This is a genomic window from Corynebacterium mucifaciens, from assembly GCF_012396315.1.
Lineage (GTDB): Bacteria > Actinomycetota > Actinomycetes > Mycobacteriales > Mycobacteriaceae > Corynebacterium > Corynebacterium mucifaciens.
The window spans coordinates 14,532-33,350 of sequence record NZ_JAAXPF010000006.1; the positions used below are offsets into that span (position 1 = coordinate 14,532).

19 protein-coding genes and 2 tRNA genes are annotated in these 18,819 nt (G+C 61.4%); 7 read left to right on the plus strand and 14 right to left on the minus strand.

Going from position 1 to position 18,819, the window contains the following annotated elements; genetic code table 11:
• Positions 1-71 precede the first annotated feature (71 nt).
• Both HF989_RS06215 and HF989_RS06220 read left to right on the plus strand, forming a co-directional pair.
• Positions 72-1,877 carry an ATP-dependent nuclease gene (locus tag HF989_RS06215; protein WP_168684895.1) on the plus strand — a complete coding sequence of 602 codons (1,806 nt, stop codon included), beginning with the start codon at positions 72-74 and terminating at the stop codon, positions 1,875-1,877.
• Positions 1,878-1,884: 7 nt separating this feature from the next.
• A complete protein-coding gene (locus HF989_RS06220; RefSeq protein ID WP_168684897.1) occupies positions 1,885-3,669 on the plus strand; it encodes an ATP-dependent helicase in 1,785 nt (594 codons plus the stop codon).
• 817 nt (positions 3,670-4,486) lie between these two features.
• Here HF989_RS06220 and HF989_RS06225 read toward each other — a convergent pair.
• Together HF989_RS06225 and HF989_RS06230 are read right to left on the minus strand one after the other, a co-directional pair.
• Positions 4,487-5,131 carry a hypothetical protein gene (locus tag HF989_RS06225; RefSeq protein WP_168684899.1) on the minus strand — a complete coding sequence of 215 codons (645 nt, stop codon included), beginning with the start codon at positions 5,129-5,131 and terminating at the stop codon, positions 4,487-4,489.
• A gap of 27 nt (positions 5,132-5,158) precedes the next feature.
• Positions 5,159-5,422, minus strand: a complete 264-nt coding sequence (locus HF989_RS06230) for a hypothetical protein (protein WP_168684901.1) — start codon at positions 5,420-5,422, stop codon at positions 5,159-5,161.
• Between the two features lie 118 nt (positions 5,423-5,540).
• Between HF989_RS06230 and HF989_RS06235 the strand changes: the two genes are divergently transcribed.
• The 3 genes from HF989_RS06235 (at position 5,541) to HF989_RS06245 (ending at position 7,502) form a co-directional block, all read left to right on the plus strand.
• A tRNA-Asn gene (locus HF989_RS06235) sits at positions 5,541-5,616 on the plus strand.
• Between the two features lie 179 nt (positions 5,617-5,795).
• Positions 5,796-6,794, plus strand: a complete 999-nt coding sequence (locus HF989_RS06240) for an NADP-dependent oxidoreductase (RefSeq protein ID WP_168684903.1) — start codon at positions 5,796-5,798, stop codon at positions 6,792-6,794.
• A 9-nt stretch (positions 6,795-6,803) separates the two neighbouring features.
• Entirely contained in the window at positions 6,804-7,502 is a 699-nt protein-coding gene (locus tag HF989_RS06245; protein ID WP_168684905.1) for a type 1 glutamine amidotransferase domain-containing protein, read from the plus strand.
• A gap of 176 nt (positions 7,503-7,678) precedes the next feature.
• On the opposite strand, the gene HF989_RS06250 is transcribed toward HF989_RS06245, so the two are convergent.
• From HF989_RS06250 to HF989_RS06265, 4 genes are all read right to left on the minus strand, one after another.
• The gene (locus HF989_RS06250; protein ID WP_168684907.1) at positions 7,679-8,041 is read right to left on the minus strand and encodes a hypothetical protein; all 363 of its coding nucleotides are present in this window, start codon (positions 8,039-8,041) and stop codon (positions 7,679-7,681) included.
• 142 nt (positions 8,042-8,183) lie between these two features.
• Positions 8,184-8,681: a hypothetical protein gene (locus tag HF989_RS06255; protein ID WP_168684909.1), complete on the minus strand. Its 498-nt coding sequence runs from the start codon at positions 8,679-8,681 to the stop codon at positions 8,184-8,186.
• Positions 8,682-8,768: 87 nt separating this feature from the next.
• The gene (locus tag HF989_RS06260; protein WP_168684911.1) at positions 8,769-9,680 is read right to left on the minus strand and encodes an ornithine cyclodeaminase family protein; all 912 of its coding nucleotides are present in this window, start codon (positions 9,678-9,680) and stop codon (positions 8,769-8,771) included.
• A gap of 20 nt (positions 9,681-9,700) precedes the next feature.
• Positions 9,701-9,774, minus strand: a tRNA-Ile gene (locus tag HF989_RS06265).
• An 83-nt stretch (positions 9,775-9,857) separates the two neighbouring features.
• Here HF989_RS06265 and HF989_RS06270 point away from each other — a divergent pair.
• Positions 9,858-10,130, plus strand: a complete 273-nt coding sequence (locus tag HF989_RS06270; RefSeq protein ID WP_168684913.1) for a hypothetical protein — start codon at positions 9,858-9,860, stop codon at positions 10,128-10,130.
• A 12-nt stretch (positions 10,131-10,142) separates the two neighbouring features.
• Here HF989_RS06270 and HF989_RS06275 read toward each other — a convergent pair whose 3' ends face one another.
• The 7 genes from HF989_RS06275 to HF989_RS06305 all read right to left on the minus strand — a co-directional run bounded on the left by HF989_RS06275 (position 10,143) and on the right by HF989_RS06305 (position 15,982).
• Positions 10,143-11,066, minus strand: a complete 924-nt coding sequence (locus HF989_RS06275) for a Ppx/GppA phosphatase family protein (protein ID WP_168684915.1) — start codon at positions 11,064-11,066, stop codon at positions 10,143-10,145.
• Positions 11,063-11,626, minus strand: a complete 564-nt coding sequence (locus tag HF989_RS06280; RefSeq protein WP_168684917.1) for a DUF501 domain-containing protein — start codon at positions 11,624-11,626, stop codon at positions 11,063-11,065. The genes HF989_RS06275 and HF989_RS06280 overlap by 4 nt, the downstream gene beginning before the upstream one ends.
• A gap of 5 nt (positions 11,627-11,631) precedes the next feature.
• Positions 11,632-12,441 carry a hypothetical protein gene (locus HF989_RS06285; RefSeq protein WP_168684919.1) on the minus strand — a complete coding sequence of 270 codons (810 nt, stop codon included), beginning with the start codon at positions 12,439-12,441 and terminating at the stop codon, positions 11,632-11,634.
• A 35-nt stretch (positions 12,442-12,476) separates the two neighbouring features.
• Positions 12,477-13,070: an FtsB family cell division protein gene (locus HF989_RS06290; RefSeq protein WP_168684920.1), complete on the minus strand. Its 594-nt coding sequence runs from the start codon at positions 13,068-13,070 to the stop codon at positions 12,477-12,479.
• 90 nt (positions 13,071-13,160) lie between these two features.
• Positions 13,161-14,435, minus strand: a complete 1,275-nt coding sequence (gene eno, locus HF989_RS06295; RefSeq protein ID WP_168684922.1) for a phosphopyruvate hydratase — start codon at positions 14,433-14,435, stop codon at positions 13,161-13,163.
• Positions 14,436-14,502: 67 nt separating this feature from the next.
• The gene (locus tag HF989_RS06300) at positions 14,503-15,309 is read right to left on the minus strand and encodes a lytic transglycosylase domain-containing protein (RefSeq protein WP_168684924.1); all 807 of its coding nucleotides are present in this window, start codon (positions 15,307-15,309) and stop codon (positions 14,503-14,505) included.
• Positions 15,310-15,358: 49 nt separating this feature from the next.
• Positions 15,359-15,982 carry a MazG nucleotide pyrophosphohydrolase domain-containing protein gene (locus tag HF989_RS06305; protein ID WP_168684926.1) on the minus strand — a complete coding sequence of 208 codons (624 nt, stop codon included), beginning with the start codon at positions 15,980-15,982 and terminating at the stop codon, positions 15,359-15,361.
• A 34-nt stretch (positions 15,983-16,016) separates the two neighbouring features.
• On the opposite strand from HF989_RS06305, the gene HF989_RS06310 reads away from it, so the two are divergent.
• On the plus strand, positions 16,017-16,664 hold the full coding sequence (locus HF989_RS06310; RefSeq protein ID WP_168684928.1) for an 8-oxoguanine DNA glycosylase OGG fold protein: 648 nt from the start codon (positions 16,017-16,019) through the stop codon (positions 16,662-16,664).
• 193 nt (positions 16,665-16,857) lie between these two features.
• Here the strand turns inward: HF989_RS06310 and dnaG are convergent, their stop codons facing one another.
• Positions 16,858-18,786: a DNA primase gene (gene dnaG, locus HF989_RS06315; protein WP_168684930.1), complete on the minus strand. Its 1,929-nt coding sequence runs from the start codon at positions 18,784-18,786 to the stop codon at positions 16,858-16,860.
• Positions 18,787-18,819 lie beyond the last annotated feature (33 nt).

Sequence of the window (18,819 nt, forward strand, 5' to 3'; positions counted from 1 at the left end):
ATTTGCCCGCAGCGCTTTTCGTTTGTCGACGAACGCGCGCGGACGCTCGAGTATTCCCATAAAATCGTCATATGTATGTAAGCAAGCTACACGTAGACGGGTTCCGAGGGTTGAACGGCTTCGGAGCGGAGTTTAAACCGGGCCTCAACGTTGTTATCGGCCCGAACAACGCAGGCAAAACGGCTCTGATCGATGCACTAAGGCTTGCACTGACCCCCGTCAACCGGGCAAGTCAGTCTTACTTCCGCATTGAAGATTTCTCGGTGGGCTCAGACTCCGCAACGATTCGAGTCGAAGCGTCTGAGCTATCTGCGAGTGAACGAGCCACGCACCTGGAAGCATTGAGCTTAGATGGTGAGCGCATTACGTTTGGAAAACGCTTTCTCCGACGAGCGGAAGAGTTTCGTGGGTACCGCTCAGAATTTCTTGTAGGCAGTGATAATCGAATCAACGATTGGTACCCGGCGCGCGAGGCATTCCAGTCGGTTTATCTGGAACCGCTCCGAGATGCCAAAAAAGAGCTGGCCTCGTACAGCGGAAATAGACTTCGCAGACTCGTGAATTTTTTAGCCTCGGGAGAGGAAGTAGCTGCGCTGCAAGAGCTCCTACGCGAAAACGACATGGCGGTATCAGATAATGCCGCTGTAAAGAAAGTTGGTGACGCAATCTCGAGCCCTTTCAGGTCATTAACCCACTTCGGTAGTCTGAACGAACCGGTGATAAGTCCCTCTTCTCAGGACTTGAGCATTGCTCTCAGGCGTCTCAAACTGGGGCTGAAGGAATCTGACCAGTACTGGGAGCTCGACCAGATAGGCCTCGGTTACGCTAACCTTCTATACTTCGCCTCGGTACTGGCCGAACTGACCCACGAAGCCCCCGACACTCACCGGATTCTTCTAATCGAAGAGCCGGAAGCGCATCTTCACCCGCAGCTGCAATCCTCTTTGGTCCGCGTGCTACAGAACTCGCTCCAAGTAGGAGAAGATGGGCAACCGGCGCCACAGATAATATTGACGACTCATTCAGCCACGCTTGCCGCGGCCGCCGGTGTCACCGCATTACAAGGCATGTCAAGATCCAGCGAACGTTCGAGGCACTGGCAGTTTAAAGTTGAGGAGACTGCCGAAAGAAAACTCGACCGCTTTTTCATTTCCAGACGACCCGAAGCGCTGTTTGCTGAATTCGTTTTGCTCGTTGAAGGCATCTCAGAAGAAATACTGCTTCCAGTCCTGTTCGAGCTTCGAACACTAAATGCTTTCGATGGGGTACAGGACTACCAGAAGCGTGTGCGTCTTAGGCGTGATCTCGGAACGTTTCTGCGGGAATATCTCGTTGTCGTCGCTGTGCACTCGGTGGATTTCAAACCATATGTTTCGCTCTTGACATCGAGCGGGCAGGCTACAACTCCCAGGAGACGGGTGTACGTGCTCACAGACTCCGACGAAGACACCGGAATAAAAACAGTCGAAAAGCGAACCCCGGGGGAAGCGCGCAGGAACGAAATTTGTTCAGTGGCGAATCGAAACCAATTTCCCGACGACCAACTCCTAGTTTGCATAACACCCGGCACGTTCGAAAAGGAACTCACCCGGCTTGCCGAGGAGGAAGCCAGTGGGGCCCTCGGAGGTGCGGTTGAGCAGGCATTAGCATCCCTCCACCCACAAAAGTGGAAGCTTCACAAAGAGCAAGCTGAACCCAAGAAGGGTGATCTGTGGCACTTGATCGCATCAATTTCAAATTTCTCCAAAGGCTCATTCGCCCAATCTGTTGCCGAAAACCTATTGGAGAAACAGGAGGGTATCCCCCAACTACCGAGTGGTCTCGAGGAAATCTTCGAGGACTTATTAAGAATCTTCCTCAAGGAAAATGGCGAATAGAATGAACTTGAATGATCAGCAGCTCGCGGTGGTTGAAACCGAGGGTGCCGTGAAAGTGAAAGCGGGTCCGGGAACCGGTAAAACAACAACCCTCGTCAATCGATTCTTTCACGAGCTAAACAGTTCTGACCCGGATCCCATCTTGGTGATCACTTTCACGCAGGCTGGAGTTACTGCTTTTCAGCATAAACTTAGATCCACCGCCGAGAGGTTATCTGATATAGGTCGCGACTGTCTGGCCAAGACTTTGGTTAGCACCTTCGACGGTGTTATCAATCGATACGTTGTTCGTGCTGCACTTTCGTCAATCTTTCCCGCAAAATCATTCAATTTCGTTCCGAGCTACGAGGTTGAGGCGAGTGCTTGGCTGAGCGATCCTAGCGGCAGCGGGAAACTGTTTGTAGAAGATTTCGAGTTTGATGGGTCTTACCTAGGCAAAAGGAGCGTCTGTAGCAAAGCATCTGAATTTTCGGAGTTTCGCAAGGATGTCATGGAAACCTATCGAAAGCTGTTCGATCAGGGGATTCTGTCTTCTAAGGTTTCTAGATACATTTTCGAGACGATGGTCGCGGGTGAGCGGCGATGGCCCTTCGAATCCATGGATCAATCTCGGCTGGCAGATCTAACAAGGCAGCTCGATCGGCGGTTCGCCGACATGTCCGCGCGGTTCCCGAAAATTTATATCGATGAGGCGCAGGATTCCGCAAAAAGCGATTATCTCCTTGTAGATATGCTAGAAAAGCACGGCGCAAATGTGTCCTACATTGGCGATCCACACCAAGAAATCTATCGGTTCCGGAACTCAATGGGTTTCGAAGCCCGCGGAGGCAACGCGATCCAATTAGAGCTCACCGAAAACTATCGATCAAACAAGCACATTTGCGACTTTCTAAACACTATCTACGACACCGGCATCTATCCTGGCGGGGCCGCTGCATACCCCCTATCGGCACCCGCAGTGACAATCACCATTTTCTCGGATGAAGCCGATTACCACTCTAAACTTGCGAAATTACCCGCCGACTCGCCCTGGGTGGTGCTCAGCCACCAGGAAAAAACGTTCAAAAAAATACTTGGCCAGCCCGAGTCCTACGGTCAGAAGTCTGATCCCGTCTACGACTTCGTGGAAGCGATTGATCGTGGTCAGGACAAGCCATCAAGTATCAAATTATTGCTAAAACGCGCTACGAAATTAGTCAATTGTTTCGAGAATCGCAAAGAATTGATCGAACGGCTCGAGGATCTTGGGTTAACTAAGGCAGGTATGTCCCCCTCAGAATTGATCGCACGCCGCCTAGTGTCCGATCTGGTCTATGGGGACGAGCTTCGGGTTTCAATTTTTTTGGGACGAGACAACGTTGCCTCAGTCATCGAATCCACTATTGCTGACTTCCTCAGTCTACGTCCAAAAGTGCCCGGCTTGCCGATTCGAACAAACAGCCGCTACCCAAGTTTCGCTGAGAAGCAATGGTCGGTAAAGCCAACGGAGACTGAGCTGTTTGATGCTGTTAACTCCGGAACTATACACAGCGCTAAGGGTCTGGAGTTTGAAAATGTGTCAGTCGTCGTCGGCAACTGGAAACCGGATGGACAGCCGCATCTAGTCGAGCTGCTGCAAAGCACTCCTGTAGACCACCGGTACGAAGAAATCGTTAACGTCTTCTACGTTGCATGCTCAAGAGCCAAACGCTCGCTCAATGTTGCTTTCCAGACAGGGAATAACGCCCCTGGAAAATTGGATGCTCTCATCAGGACGAAATGGGGCAAACACCCGAGCGTTCGAATTCTTTGATTATCCAACTTTTAACGTGGCCCTAGGTTGTAGCTGGCTGGCCCTCCGACGTCGACATCGGGTAGTTCACCACGAGCCGCTGGACGATGCGACTTCAACCAAAGGTGGAAGGTGGTATTAGCACCTCAAGCAAGGCGATGGGATTTTCTCTCAGAACCCTTTCACTTGATTCCGAGCGAAAGCGCCGCGAATCCCAGAACTCGTTGCGCCAGGCCGTCAGCTCCCTCGTGGCCGCCATCTCTCCCTTCCATCACGGTGATCGCTGGGCTTATGAGGGGTGGCGGCGAGGTCGGCGGGGAATGGGCTTCCAACCGCCCGAGCATCACCCCCGCCGTGCAACGACTCCAAGCTTTAATTCGCTGCCCCAAGTAGCTGCACACGAATAGCTCTAGCAAGACGGGCAAGAATAATGGGGGCGTCGACCTAACTTTAGACGGCACCGATTACCAGAGGTCTTATATCTCGACTTACTGCATTTACAAGGCACCGGCAGACTTCGGTTGGAATGGCTATACTACGTTTGACTACGATGCCACTTGAGCGTTTAATGTTCCGAACAGCTACGGAGTGAACGTTAGTGAGGCACGCTTCAACGGTGGACTCCATCACCGCATTTCCGTAAAAAAGGGGTGAAAAAGTCTCGTTCCGTCGATTTGCAAGGTGGTGGCGAAGAGAAATGGCTTTTTACACTGTCGACCCCGTCGATGAATACGGCGAAAAGGCCCCAAACGGCCTCGCATTTCTCACACTTACGTTAAAATAAGCATCGAACATTTTCCCGCAACCTGAGCGGGTCATTTTTGCATCCACGATAAAACTACTTCCCAATCTCCGCCGGCGTGCAGATCGGCGCCCGGCGGATGAACTCCTCCGGCGCTCCCTGCTCCCGCAGCGTGATGCCGTTGTAGCAACCCTGCGCGAGACCCGTCTGCTTGGTCCCGGCCGGACGGATCACGGCCCACTTCCCGTTAGCATTCTTGAAGTACAGCACCCAGTCCGTCTGGTTGGCGCCCGCGATGGCCCAGTGGCCGTCGCAGAAGATCACGGACGTGCCGGTGAAGTGAGGCCACCCAGGCACCACATCGTCGAACGCCTGCGGTGCGCACGACCCCTTTGCCCCAGCGCCGCCCGCCGAACCCGGGCGCACGACCACCGGAATGGGCATTGGCGGGAGCAGCGCAACCATCCGTTCAACCGCCGCGCGGTCCACAAACTCGGGCAGCTGCACCCAGCCCTGCTGCACCGCGAACACCCCGGCCACGCCCACCGCAGCCAGCACACCTAAGGTGATGCCGAGGATTTCGCCCGTGCTTAACGACGACCCTTCGGCCCCCTCCGCCGACCCCTGCGCGGACACCACCCCGTCGCTCTGCCCGTCCTCCGCCGAAAAGGCGGCAGGAGCGATGACAGCGGACGTGGTGACGGCGGCGGCGACGCCGAGGGCAAGCATCGGTTTCTTCATAAGCCCCACCCTATCCAAACGGGACCATCACCTCGAGGGGATCAACGCAACCCCCCACACACCGAGCGCCACGGCTGCAACCACAAGCACCCACCACAGCGCGCCTCGGGGCCGTGCGAACCACTTGTCGGCAACCAGCCAGACCACTGACGGCACGATCAGCGCCAAACCCAGAAACGTCAGCGCCCGCCAGTCCGCCAAACGGTTCGCCGTGAGCAGGCACACCACCCCGAAGCCCGCAAGCCCGCCTGCTACCGCCTGTCCGCGGAATCCACCAACCGGAATCAACATGGGCCACACACTACCTCATGCGACGATCAAAATGGCGCCTTAGCTGGCGATTTGGGCAACCTGGAAAAACCAGGCTATTGTTACATCTCGTTGCACAGCGAGAGCAACCGCAACGTATTCCTCCATAGCTCAGTTGGCAGAGCATTCGACTGTTAATCGAAGGGTCACTGGTTCGAGCCCAGTTGGAGGAGCCATTCCATTCGCCCTGTGGCTAGCGTAAAACCTAGTCACAGGGCGTTTTTGACTGTGCGGTGAGGCGGAAGGAATAGCGGCGGCCCCGCGCAACGTTGCAACTGGTGTTCAAGAGCATTGGCCCAGCCCACCAAGAGGGGCTGAGGTCGTGCCGAGAGCACAACGAGTAAGGAGCAGCGCGTTGACCACCGCTAAACAATGGGTTCTTGCCTCTCGTCCGGATGGGCCACCAACCGTCGAGAACTTCCGTTTCGAGGAGGTAGAGCTGCCAGAGCTGTCTGACGGCCAGATCCTCGTCGAGAACACTTTCGCCAGCGTCGATCCCTATATGCGCGGGCGGATGAACAACGTAAAGTCGTATATCGAGCCATTTCAGATCGATGAACCACTGACTGGCACCGCGGTCGGAGTTGTCGCCGAGTCTCGCTCGAACAAGTTCAAGGTGGGCGATACGGTCAGGCATTTTGCCGGGTGGCGCACCCACGCTGTGCTGAATGAGGACCAGTCGGAGCAGATTGACACCAACCTGGCTCCAGCCGAGGCGTATTTGGGCATTCTCGGGCAGACAGGTTTGACCGCCTACGTCGGGCTCACCGCCGTCGGCGAGATGAGGGAGGGCGATGTCGTATTCATCTCAGGCGCGGCAGGTGCTGTGGGTTCAGCAGCCGGGCAAATAGCCAAGCATCTCGGCGCGGCCAAGGTGATCGGATCTGCCGGCTCCCCCGAAAAGGTCGACTACCTCACCGAAATCGGCTTCGACGAGGCGTTCAATTACAAAGACGGTGATGTGAACGGCCAGCTCGCCAAGGCGGCGCCGGACGGCGTCGACGTCTACTTCGATAACGTCGGCGGGGACCACCTCGAGGCAGCAATTCAGAACGCCAACACGTTCGGCCGCATTGCCATGTGCGGGGCCATCTCTCAGTACAACGACACTGAGCCGGCACCGGGGCCGCGAAATCTCGGTCTTTCCATCGGCAAATGCCTCACCCTTCGCGGGTTCGTCGTAGGCCAATACACTCACTTGGCCAAGGAATTCCAGGAGAAGATCGCCCCGCTCGTCGTCGATGGCTCAATCAAATACGAATCGACGGTGCGCGAGGGCATCGACAACATGCCGGCCGCATTCCTCGAGCTTTTCGAGGGCGGCAACACCGGCAAGATGATCGTTAAATTTTAGGAGGACAACATGACCAAGGTACTTATGGTTGTTTCAGCAGCCGACCACTGGACGCTCAACGACGGCACACACCACCCCACCGGCTTCTGGGCCGAAGAGCTGGTAACCCCCTATTCGATATTCACCGACGCTGGCTGGGACGTGGATGTGGCAACCCCTGGCGGGATCGCCCCCACCGTCGATAACGTGAGCCTCGATGAGAGCGCAGGCGACGCGGAGACCCTCGAAGCAGTAAAAGCCAAACTTGAAGAGCTGCAGCCTGTTCTGGCGGAGCCGCTCAACCTCGACGACGTCGACGCTGCGGACTACGACCTTGTCTTCTACCCCGGCGGGCACGGCCCGATGGAAGACCTCGCAGTCAACGAGACTTCCGGGCGCATCCTCGTCGATCGCATGACAGACAACGCGCCTGTGGCTCTTCTCTGCCACGCCCCGGCCGCTGTCCTCGCTACCGAGAGTGTGTCCGGCGGCTCCCCGTTCGCCGGACGGAAAATGACCGGTTTCTCCAACGACGAGGAACGCGCCGCCGGACTCGCCAACAAGGCGCCGTGGCTGCTTGAGGACCGGCTCGTCGCCCTCGGCGTCGAGTACAACAAAGCACCGGAGCCGGGGGCGCCCTACGTCACCGTCGACGGCAACCTCTACACCGGGCAGAACCCGTCCTCGTCGCGAGAGCTCGCAGAGCGGCTCGTGAAGGACCTCGCCTAAAACGAAGTAGAGGGGTTAACGCTGTGGCTGGCCGGCGGTGGCCCTCGCCACCGCCAGGTCCTCCCACGGCATGCCCACGGCTTTAAACACCATTAGGGCTGCAATCGGAGCGTCGCGGCTGCCTCTAGCGGCAAGCACCCTCGCATGAAGGCTGCACTGAGTGCGAGTCTGGGTTTCTAGCCCATCCCCTCATCATTTCCGCTCAGTCTCTCGGCTGCCAAGTTGATCAGAGTCGACATCACCAACCCGGCACCTATTACCCAAATCAGCGCTGGTGAGAAAATCTCCGGGTCCCCACCGCCAGTTTGAGCAATAAGGAGACCAGCCACAATTGCAAGGACGCCAACGACGAATCCAACTATTTGAGCGTTCCTGGACTGCTTGGACAACAGCGGCGCAGCGAGTGCAGAAACAATCGAAATCACGATAACCACTGCACCCAGCCAGCCAGCCCTAATCGGCGCCGCAATGACAAGGATTAATCCCAGCACGGCTATGAGCAATTCAGGCCAGAGCGACCGGGTTTCTCCGATTCCCACGGGTTGTCTCCTCCACTAGTTCCGTCCAACCGCGGGCGTCCCCTGCGCATCCTGCAGCACATCCTCGTGCAATTCCCGCGTATCCACGTCGTGAATCTCCAAAGCACCCGGCCCGCGACACGTCGACCGGACACACATTTTGCTACTTACCCCGTTCCTTCAGCGCCGCTGTAGCGGCTACAGCGCCTACCGTAATTACTCCGCCAACTGCCACCTTGGCCCATTCCAAAATTTCTTTTCTGGCGCTCCGGCTCTTCTGGAGGACCTGCTCCTGTCGGTCCGCCGTCTCTATCAGCTCCTCCAGGATGAATGCCCGCATGGATTCGCTTAACCCATCACGCTTGAGCTCCTCTTTGAGGGTCTCCCGCACTTCGGTCCACCCCTGGTGCACCTGGTGCGCCTCGGCCGAATCTGCGTCTTGAACTTTGCTCTGTGCGCCATCGAGTGCATCGATCGCTCGATTTCCAAAATCTCTAATGCTCGGGAACTGCGCGATGATGAGTTTTCTTGTTTCGGGATCCATACCTCCCATGTTGTTGAGGAGCTCTATGACCTTTTCCCCGGAGAGCTCCCGAAACGAAGTGATCCCAAGTTTCTTTTTGGCATCCTCCGCTGTCACAATCTTCTGGGTCCGCGCCATCGCGATGTCCTTCCCTCTTCAAAGTGCCACACGAATTCTAGAGCTCGCCAGACGCTACCGGATTTGCTTAGAGGACGTGCCGCATCATCACACCCTGTCCGCAACCACCCTCGCCACCGCCAGGTCCTCCCACGGCATCCCGACGGTCTTAAACACCACCCGCCGCGCCGGATCCAGCGCCACCTCCCCGCGCACAACCTCAGCCATCGTCACCACGCCATCCCACGCAAGCGCCCCCTTCTCCGCTGCGATCGCCACATCGCCAGCCTCCCTGCGCGCAGCCCCCACATCCTCCACAATCACCTGCGCGCCGCGCAGCACATCCTCATGCAACTCCCGCGTGTCCGCGGTGTGCGCCCCCACAGCCAGCACGGTCGCATCAGGTCGCAATTGCCTATCGACGACCACAGGTTCCCCTGCGGACGTCGCTAGCACAACCAATCCGGCCTTCCCCAACGCGTCGTTGGCCGCATCGCTGCCCAGCCGGACCCACGGGTAGGCCAGATCCGCCGGCTCGTGGCGCGACACAAACGTCACCGACACCTCGCGCACTCCCCGGAGCACATCCTCGACCGTCCGCGCGTGTGCCCGCCCCTGAATACCCGCACCGACGATGACGCATTCCAGCGACTCACTCGACGCTCGCAACCGGTCCAGCACCCCCGCGACCGCAACCGCAGGCGTGCGGATCTCTGTGAGCGCTGCGGCATCCATCACCACCTCCGGCGTCAGCGTCTCCCCGCCCATGAGCAGGTACGACCCCTGCACGAGTGGCACATCGACGACCGACCCCGCCGGTTGAATCCCCAGCACCTTCACCCCGACCGCGCCGTCAAGCGCCGCCGGTAGCAGGTGCATTTCCCCGTGCGGCAGGCCCACCTTCTGCCGCCGCGGATCGGTGGCGGGGTCGAAGCCGTCGATAAGCGCGCGCCGAAGGGCGTCGACAGCCGCGCTCGGCGTGACGGCGGCCAGGACTTCGCTGTAATCCATGATGCGCATGCGGCCAGTGTAAGAGGTAGTGGGGTTAGCGGGGCTCGAACCCGCGACCAACGGATTATGAGTCCGCAGCTCTAACCGACTGAGCTATAACCCCAAAAACGCGTGCGCTTCGGGAGATTCTACATCCCCGCAGTAGATGTGAATCACCGGGTGACAACGGAAGGTACCCTAGCCACCATGTACCAATACGTTATCGGAGCGGCCGCCGGGTACGTGCTGGGCACGAAAGCCGGCCGGAAGCGCTACCACCAGATTGTCAACGCCGCCCAAGCGGTTGCCACCTCCCCGGTGACCAAGCAGGTGACCGCGTCAGCCCGCCGGGCGATCGCCAACAAGATCGACCCGGAGCCGCGCATGCGCGAGGTCAAGGACCTGCGCAAGGGCAAGAAGCTGCGCGGCAAGTCCGCCAACCAGATCGAGGACACGATCTACGAGCCGGACCAAGACTAAAGGCATCCGCCTTTAGTCTTGAATAAGTCCTGCCACGATGCCGTCCAGGATGTCCTTCTCGCTAATGACGAAGCTGGTGGCGCCGGCTGCGCGCTCGAAGGCATCCATGAGCTGCTCCACCACCGTCGCGCCCGCGGCGATGACGTCGGCGCGTCCTGGGTGGACGACGGGGTTCCCGCGGCGCTGGGCAGCGGTCTTGGAGCGCAGGTTTGCTGTCACATCGCGCAGGCGATCGAACGGGATCTCCGAGAGGTGGATCCGCGCTGGGTCGTAGCTGCCCAGCCCCTGCGCCAACGCGGAGAGCGTGGTGAAGGTGCCGGCGCAACCGACAAAGCACCGCGCGTCCGCGAAGGGTACTGCGTCGGACGCTTCCGCAATTCTTTCGTCTACGAACGCTCGCGCCGCAGCGGTCTCGTCGGCCGTGGGCGGATCCGTGTGCATAATGCGCTCGGTAATGCGCACGCATCCCATTTGGGTGGAGACCGCGTGGCCCTCCATGACGAATTCGGTGGAGCCGCCGCCGAGGTCGATCACGCAAAACGGGCCGCGTGCCGGGTCGATGTCGGCCGTCGCGCCGGCGAACGACAGAGCGGCTTCCTCCTCGCCGGAGATGACCTCCGCAACTGCGCCCGGCTGGATCCGGCAAAGCAGTTCGCGGGTCATGGCGAAGAAGTCCTCGCGGTTCACTGCGTCGCGGGTGGCCGAGGTGGCCACCATACGCACACGGGTGACGCCCTCGCGCTGCATCTCCTCCACGTAGTCAGCGAGGGCTGCGCGGGTGCGCTCGATAGCCTCAGTCGCGAAGGCGCCGGTCTCGTCTACGCCCTGGCCGAGGCGGACGATGGTGTTGCGGCGGGAGACCTCGCCTGCGTCAGTGTCGTGGATGAGCAGGCGGATGGAATTGGTGCCGCAATCCACGGCGGCGACGCGGGTCATGCCAACCCCTCCCCTGCTTCCTCGAGGGTTATGCCGAGGTCTGCCAGCGTCGGCCAGTCGGCAGGGATGGCCGTACCGCGCAGATCGCCGTGCTCGGCGGCGAGCGCGACGGCTTCGGTGCCGAAGCGGACGCGTTCCGGTCCCTCCGCCAGCGCGTAGGCGATGAGCACGTGGAGGCACTTCACCCGCTCCGGCATGCCGCCGCCGGAAAAATCCGTGCCTAGGTCCTCGATGGCGTTGCGCTGGGCAAGGAAGTGCTCATGAGCGGCTAGGTAGTCGGCGCGCAGCGCCTCACCCTCCTCATTGTCCTCGTTGAGACGGTTTTCCATCCACTTCATCACCTGCGCGACCTCGAGGCGCGATGCCTCAGCGGTCAGGCGCGGGTCGGTGAGGTAGTAGAGGGTGGGAAACGGGGTGCCGTCGTCGAGCCTGGGGGCTGTTTTCACCACAGCCGGCTGGTCGTCCGGGGTGGTGTACGCGATGGCCAGCACGCCACGGGGGGTGCGGCCGAGTTGCTCTGCAACGATGGCGAGCTGTTCGTCTGCGGGAGGTGTGTGCATGCGGGCTATTGTCCCACAGCAGATGTGGGCGCCGGTATCTCCTTAAGGGTGCGTTGCAGACGATCAGCTTGGTTCTTCAGCGAGACGTAAGTGATGGAACCGCCCACAAATGCACCAACCACCGGAATTGACTTTTGAACTGCTTTGCCGGTCATATCTTTCGTTAGCTTCACGCCGACCTGCTTGAGCACCTGCTTGGCCACTGGATACCAAGCAGTTTTAGTTAGTGCCTGGTTAGCGACGCGCCTGCCCATTTTTGGCGCCACCTGAGCAGCGAAGGCACGCAGGGCGTTGTTGGCGCCTCCCACTCCGATCATCACGCCTAGCAACATGAGGAACTGGCCTAGCACTTCATCGGTTACATCATCAGCCTCTCGAATGAAATCTTTCCACCCATAGATATAGGCCAGTTTTTGCATAATCCGGAATGCATGTATGTAATATTGTGTAACGTCACCGGGAAGCACCACGGCAAGTGTTGCTGCACCACCCACACCTGCAGCCATAGACAAGTAAGTGGAGTTCCTAGTTTCAAAATTGATACTGGAGTTTGCGATCTTGTCGAGAACGGCCGGTGGAATATCCGCTGCGGTCGTGCCCTCGCGCAAAGCAATCGCGATGGTTTCAGGAGCAACCCCAGCCTGACTTAATTGGCTTCGCAGGAAGTGGTCTCTGTCCACCCTTGCGAGCTTGAACCGTAATGCTTTCTTTAGAAACTCGACCGCGAAGTTTTCGTTTTCGTTGAGCAGGTCGGTAACGGACTCTGATTCGATCGCGCCCGCTTTCGTTGTAAGTTTTTTGGAATATTTTGTCATCGAAGTCTCCACTCCGTCTGTTTCTCTCGAGTCAATTACTGGGCGGGATCTTGTGGAGCGTCGGGCGCAGGAGCGGGAGCTTCCGGGGCCGACGACACCTCAGGGGCGGAGGCGGGCGAAGCGTCGTCGGCAGGCGGGAGCGCCTCGGGGACCTCACGCAAGGAATCCCACAGCACCTCAGCCCAGCCGCGCGTGTCCGGAACGTCGTCCTTGCCGGTGGTGATGGCCTCCGGCGCGGTCATGCGCGGGTCGATGATGCGCCACGCGGTCTCGCCCTCCTCCATCACCCCGAGGCGACGGCGGGCTTCCTGCTTGAGGTACTCCTCGTCGTCGTACTTCGCGATGTCGTTTTCGAGCGCCTCTTTCTGGGCCTCGAGTCGGGCGATGGATTCATTGGCCCGGGCGATTTCGGCGCGTCCCTCGTAGAAGTTGCGCAGCGGGGCGGCGATGGCCAGCAGTACCACGATCAGCACGCCGATCAGGATCACCACGCTCGCCATGTCCTGTTTCGGAAACGCAATGGCCCGGCCGCGCTGCTTGCGCTGGGCGGCGCGCTCGGCGTTTTCCCGGTCGCGGCTGGCAACGGGGACCGTGCTGGGGCGGCGGGGCCGGATCGAGCGCTTCCTCATAGTCTGCAGATGATACGTCAGGGGCCAAGCTCGCCAGAGGCCCCGCGCCGGGAACGGGCGGGGCCGAAAGGTGCGTCGCTAGGCAGGTGTTTACTTGAAGCGCGGGAAGGCGGAGCGACCTGCGTACTCGGCGGCCGGGCCGAGCTCCTCTTCGATGCGCAGGAGGCGGTTGTACTTAGCCACGCGCTCGGAGCGGGCCGGCGCGCCGGTCTTGATCTGGCCGCAGGACAGCGCCACGGCCAGGTCCGCGATGGTGGTGTCCTCGGTCTCGCCGGAGCGGTGCGACATCATGGTGCGGTAGCCGTTGCGGTGGGCGAGCTCCACGGCGTCGAACGTCTCCGAGAGGGTGCCGATCTGGTTGACCTTGACCAGCAGCGCATTCGCGGCGCCCTTCTCAATGCCCTCGGCCAGGCGGGCCGGGTTGGTGACGAAGAAGTCGTCGCCGACGAGCTGCACCTTGTCGCCCAGCTGCTGGGTCAGGGCGACGTAGCCGTCCCAGTCGTTCTGGTCCAGCGGGTCCTCGATGGAGACGATCGGGTACTGCTCCACCAGATCCGCGTACACCTGGATCATTTCCTCCGGGGTGTGGCGGCCGCCCTCGAAGTTGTAGGCGCCGTCATTGAAAAATTCGGAGGAGGCAACGTCGAGCGCGAGCGCCACGTCCTCGCCCGCGGTGTAGCCGGCCTTCTCAATGGCCTCGACAATCAAGTCCAGCGCCTCCTTGGTGGAACCGACGGACGGAGCGAAACCGCCCTCGTCGCCGAGACCGGTGGAGAGGTTCTTGGACTTCAGCACGCTCTTGAGCGCGTGGTAGACCTCGGTGCCCATGCGCAGTGCCTCGGTGAAGGTCTCCGCCCCGATTGGGGCGATCATGAACTCCTGCACATCCACGCCTGAGTCGGCGTGCGCGCCGCCGTTGAGAATGTTCATCATCGGCACCGGCAGCACGTGCGCGTTCGGGCCGCCGATGTAGCGGTACAGCGGCAAGGACGCGGAATCCGCAGCAGCCTTCGCCACGGCCATGGACACGCCGAGGATGGCGTTCGCACCCAAGTTCTTCTTGTTGTCCGAGCCGTCGAGCTCGAGCATGAGGCTATCGACGATCCTCTGGTCGTCCGCCTCCAGGCCAGCGAGCTCATCCGCGATGGTCTCGTTGACGTTGCCCACTGCCTTGAGCACACCCTTGCCGGCGTAGCGCTCGTCGCCGTCGCGGAGCTCGTGCGCCTCGTGCTCGCCGGTGGACGCGCCGGACGGCACCGCCGCCCGGCCGTGGGAGCCGTCAGCGAGCAACGCCTCAACCTCGACGGTGGGGTTGCCGCGGGAATCCAGGATCTCGCGGGCGAAGATGTGCATGATGTCGGCCATAGTGACTCCTTGCGTGGGTCGAATGCTGTGTTACCGGGGTCCAGCTTAGCCGTCGGCCGAGGCGATCTCAGCGATGTGCGGGTTGGTTCACGGCGTAATTCGCTGCCGCGTCGCGCACCCGCGCGACGTAGTCGTTGGACTGGTTGTAGGCGAAGATGGCCTGCCGCCACCCCTCCTCCGTGGCGAGGTCGCGGCTGCCGCCGCCGGAGTTGCACAGCAGGTTGGCGGCGCCGAGCGCCGCATCGTCGATCTGCTGCGGGTCAGCGACGCCGTCGCCGTTGGCGTCGCGGCCGTAGCGGCCCCACGATTCGGGGATGAACTGCATAGGCCCGACGGCACGGTCGAACTCGGTGTCGCCGTCGTATGTGCCGCCGTCGGTGTCGCCTACCCGCGCGAAACCGTCGCCGTCCAGCCTCGGGCCGATGATGCGCGGGTCCGGGTAGCCGTTCAGGTCCAGCACGGAGTTGTGGAACCGGCCGGTGTACGTGCCGTGCCGGGTTTCTACCCAGCCGATGCCTGCCAGCGTGTTCCATGTGAGGTTGCACGCCGGCCAAGACTCGGCGGCGATCAGCGCCGCGTTGGCGTAGGCCCGGACGGCCTGCCCAGAAATGTCGGTGGCATTGCCGATGTCCTGGGACCAATCAAACAGCAGGTCAGAGGTGCGGCCCGGCGCATGGATGTCGATCGCCGGGGGCGCCTCCGCGGCCGGCGGCGGCATCGTGGACGGCACGGGCTGGAGCGGCTCCTGCTGCTCCGGCGTGGAGAACGCCGCGATTAGCCAGGCGATCAGCGCGACGACCATGACGACGGCCGCGGCCGCCGCGATGAGCCCCGCGCAGCCGCACCCGCGCGCTACTCGCCTGGCTGCAGTCATGGGCGAAAAGTGTACCGGTCCGTCGCTAGCCGCTAAATTTCCGCGCCTACTACTGCTGTTCGCTTTGCGAATCCGCTCCCTGGGCTTTCCCCTCCGCCCAGAGCCGGTCCTGGGTGGCCTTGTCCACCAGGCCGGTGGAGCCGTCGAAAAGGTAAGGCGCGCGGCGGCGCATCTTCTGCACGAACGCGTCGGCGACCTCGGCGAAGTCGAACGCCCCGCCTTCCGACGCTATTTCGGCGTGAAACAAGATTTGGAGGAGCAGATCTGCGAGTTCGGACTTTAGGGCGTCGCTAGGCAAATCGTCCTCGATCGCCTCCGCGACCTCCTCCGCCTCCTCCCGCAGATACGGCAGGAGGCTTTGGTGCGTCATCTCTTGCTCCCACTCGCCGCGGCGGCGGGCGGCGTGCATCGTGCGGGTGGCTTGGTAGACGGGATCCGCAAGACTATCGACGCGTTCCGTCACCGCCCCTTCCCCCTGCCAACGCAGCACCTCCGGATCCTCAGGGTCCGTCGAGATTAGCCAGCGGTGCTCGCCGCCTGCGGTGTCGAGGGCCCAACGCACATCGACCGGAACCTCGGGCGTGAACGCAACCTCGCCCGAGATGCGGCCGGCGAGGTGGAGCGGGATGAGGGTGGGCCAGCGGGGGTCGAGGAGCAGGACGGTTGCGGTCATGGAGGGCAAGTGTAGGGCCTCTAAGATGGGGCGCATGACTCAGATTGCAGAAGCCCTCGAGGCCGTCAAGCCCACCGCACAGGACGTGCTGGGCGACTCCGTGACCTTCTCCCCCATCCGCTGGAAGACCGGGTGGCCGCACCACCTGCGTCGCGTGCCGCCGTTCCGCGACGACGCCAGCGCGTCCATCACGCGCTCTGAGGTGTTCGCGTTTGCGGCGGACGTGGTTGAGTCCGGCTACGCGCGCGAGCAGATCATCGACTTCCTCGGCGCGTGCTTCGCATACGTCGCGGGCCAATCCAACCAGGTGATGCAGATGCAGGCATTTTTGCGCAACAAGGGCAACGCGTCGAAGTTGCTGGCTGCGGTGCGCAAACTCGACAGCGCGGGCGCGGTGGACGCTTACGGCGCCCTGGTCGCGACCGGGCTGGCGCCGAAGTTCGCCTCCGCCGTGGCGTACTTCTTGGCCGGCGAGCAGGAGCCGGGCGAGGCCTCGAAGCCGGTGATTATCTGCTCGAACCGCGCGCGGGTTGCCGGCCTGACCAAGGAGGCCGACTGGTCCGCCGAGGAGTACGGCGAATACCTCGACGCGCTGAAGGGAGGCCGCGACGCCTACGACGCCGAGCTGCCCCTCGACGCCGTGGAGTGGGCGTTGCGGGAGTTCGCTCGTCGCTCCGAGTAGGGGGCCGTAGCGCGGCGTTTCCCCGCTCCTTAAATAGTGAAACGCTTCTAGAGGCAAAGGTGTGTTTACGCAACGTGGCAAATATATGCCGCATTGCAATTTCGACACACTGGCGGTTCTCGTCTTAGCGCGGATTGGGGCACATGGGCGAGGCCGGGTCCGAATCGCGGACACCAGCGCCCGCGCGACCCCACTACCGGGTGCCGCGAAAGGCGCGGTCGTTGAGGTCGCGGCGTGCCTGCTCCAGCGCGACAAGGTCGGAGAACAGCGCATTGTAGGCCTCTTCGTCGTCGGATGGCCGCATGCGCTGGAGCTGGGACTTCAGCTGCGCGATCTGCTGGCCCACCCGGGTTTCCTGCAGGCGCGACAACACGGAGTCGGCGTACTCATAGAGGTCGTCGGCGTGAATGGGTTCGACGGCCAGCTCGGAGACGAAGTTGCGTCCGGCGTAGTCGCGCATCTCGCCGGCCACAGCGGCGAGGAAGTTCGACTCCTCGGCGGGATTGTCAGCGCCAGCCCGGGCGCAGCCGCCAGCGGCGGTGATGGCCTCCCGGACCTGGTGGTAGGCGTCGTGGGTGAATGCGTCCGGGTTGATGCCGTCAAAGTAGTTGCCAGCGGCGGCGGGGTGCTGCAGGGCGATCTTCAACGCCTCGCGCTGGGGCCACAGCACCGGGTCGTCGGGGCGCGGCGGGATGAGGATCTCGGACTGCGCGCCGGAAGCGTCCGGCCCCGCGGCCGCGGCCGGGTCTCTGACCTCGGCCTTAGGCGTGCGTTTCTGCTTCTTCGGCTTCTTCGCCTCCGCGCGGACCTGCTCGAGCACCTCGTCGGGGTTGGGCCAGCCAACCCAGCCGGCCAGCCTGCGCGCGTACTCCTGTTGGAGCACGCGGTCGGAGATGGTGGCGACGACGGGGACGGTGCGTCGCAAGGCTTGCACGCGTCCTTCGGCGGAATCGAGCGAGTAGTCCTGCAACAGGGACTCGATGACGAACTCGTAGACGGGCACGCGGGAGGCGACCAAGTCGCGCACGGCCGAGTCGCCGCGGGCGAGGCGCAGGTCGCACGGGTCCATGCCGTCGGGCGCGACCGCGACGAACGACTGGGCGCCGAACTCCGCGTCAGTCTCAAACGCGCGTATGGCGGCTTTCTGGCCGGCCTCGTCGCCGTCGAAGGTGTAGATGAGCTCGCCGCGGAAGAAACTGTCGTCCAGCATGAGGCGGCGGATCAGACTCATGTGGTCGCCGCCGAACGCGGTGCCGCAGGTGGCCACGGCGGTATCCACGCCCGCGGCGTGCATAGCCATCACGTCGGTGTAGCCCTCCACCACGACGGTCTGGTGCTTCTCCGCGATGTTCTTCTTGGCCTTATCAATGCCGAAGAGCACCTTGGATTTGTGGTACAGCAGCGTGTCCTGGGTGTTGATGTACTTGCCCAGAGGGTCGTCGTCGTAAAGCTTGCGCGCGCCGAAGCCGATGACGTTGGAGGCGGTGTCTTTGATCGGCCAAATCAGGCGGCCGCGGAATTTATCGATCGGCCCGCGTTTGCCCATCGAGGACAGTCCGGCGTCGATAAGCTCCTGCACCTCAAAGCCCTTGCGTAGCAGGTGCTTGGTCATCGAGTCCCAGCCACGGGGCGCGTAGCCGCACTCGAAATCGTAGATGAGCTCGCGCGAGAAACCGCGCTGTAGCAGCATGTCGCGCGCGGGGGCGGCGTCGGCGGTTTCCAGCTGCTCGCGGAAGTAGTCGTGGGCGGCCTTGTTGGCTGCGAGCAGCCGCTGGCGCGTGCCGCGGTCTACCTGGCGCGCGCCCGTGGACCCACCCTGGTAGTTGATGTGGTAGCCGATGTGGTCGGCCACCGCCTCCACGGCCTCGGGGAAGGTCAGTTGCTCCATCTCCATCATGAAGGAGAAGACGTCGCCGCCCTTGCCCGTGGAGAAGCAATGGTAATAGCCGTGCGCGGGACGGACGTGGAAGCTCGGCGTGCGCTCGTCCTTGAACGGGCTCAGGCCCTTCAGCGAGTCGTGCCCGGCAGGCTTGAGCTGCACGTATTCGCCGACAATCTCGTCGAGCGGCGCGCGCTGGCGGATAGCTTCGATGTCGCTATCCGGAATTCTGCCCCTTGCCATGGCGCTCACTCTAGCGCGTGGCACGATATGCCC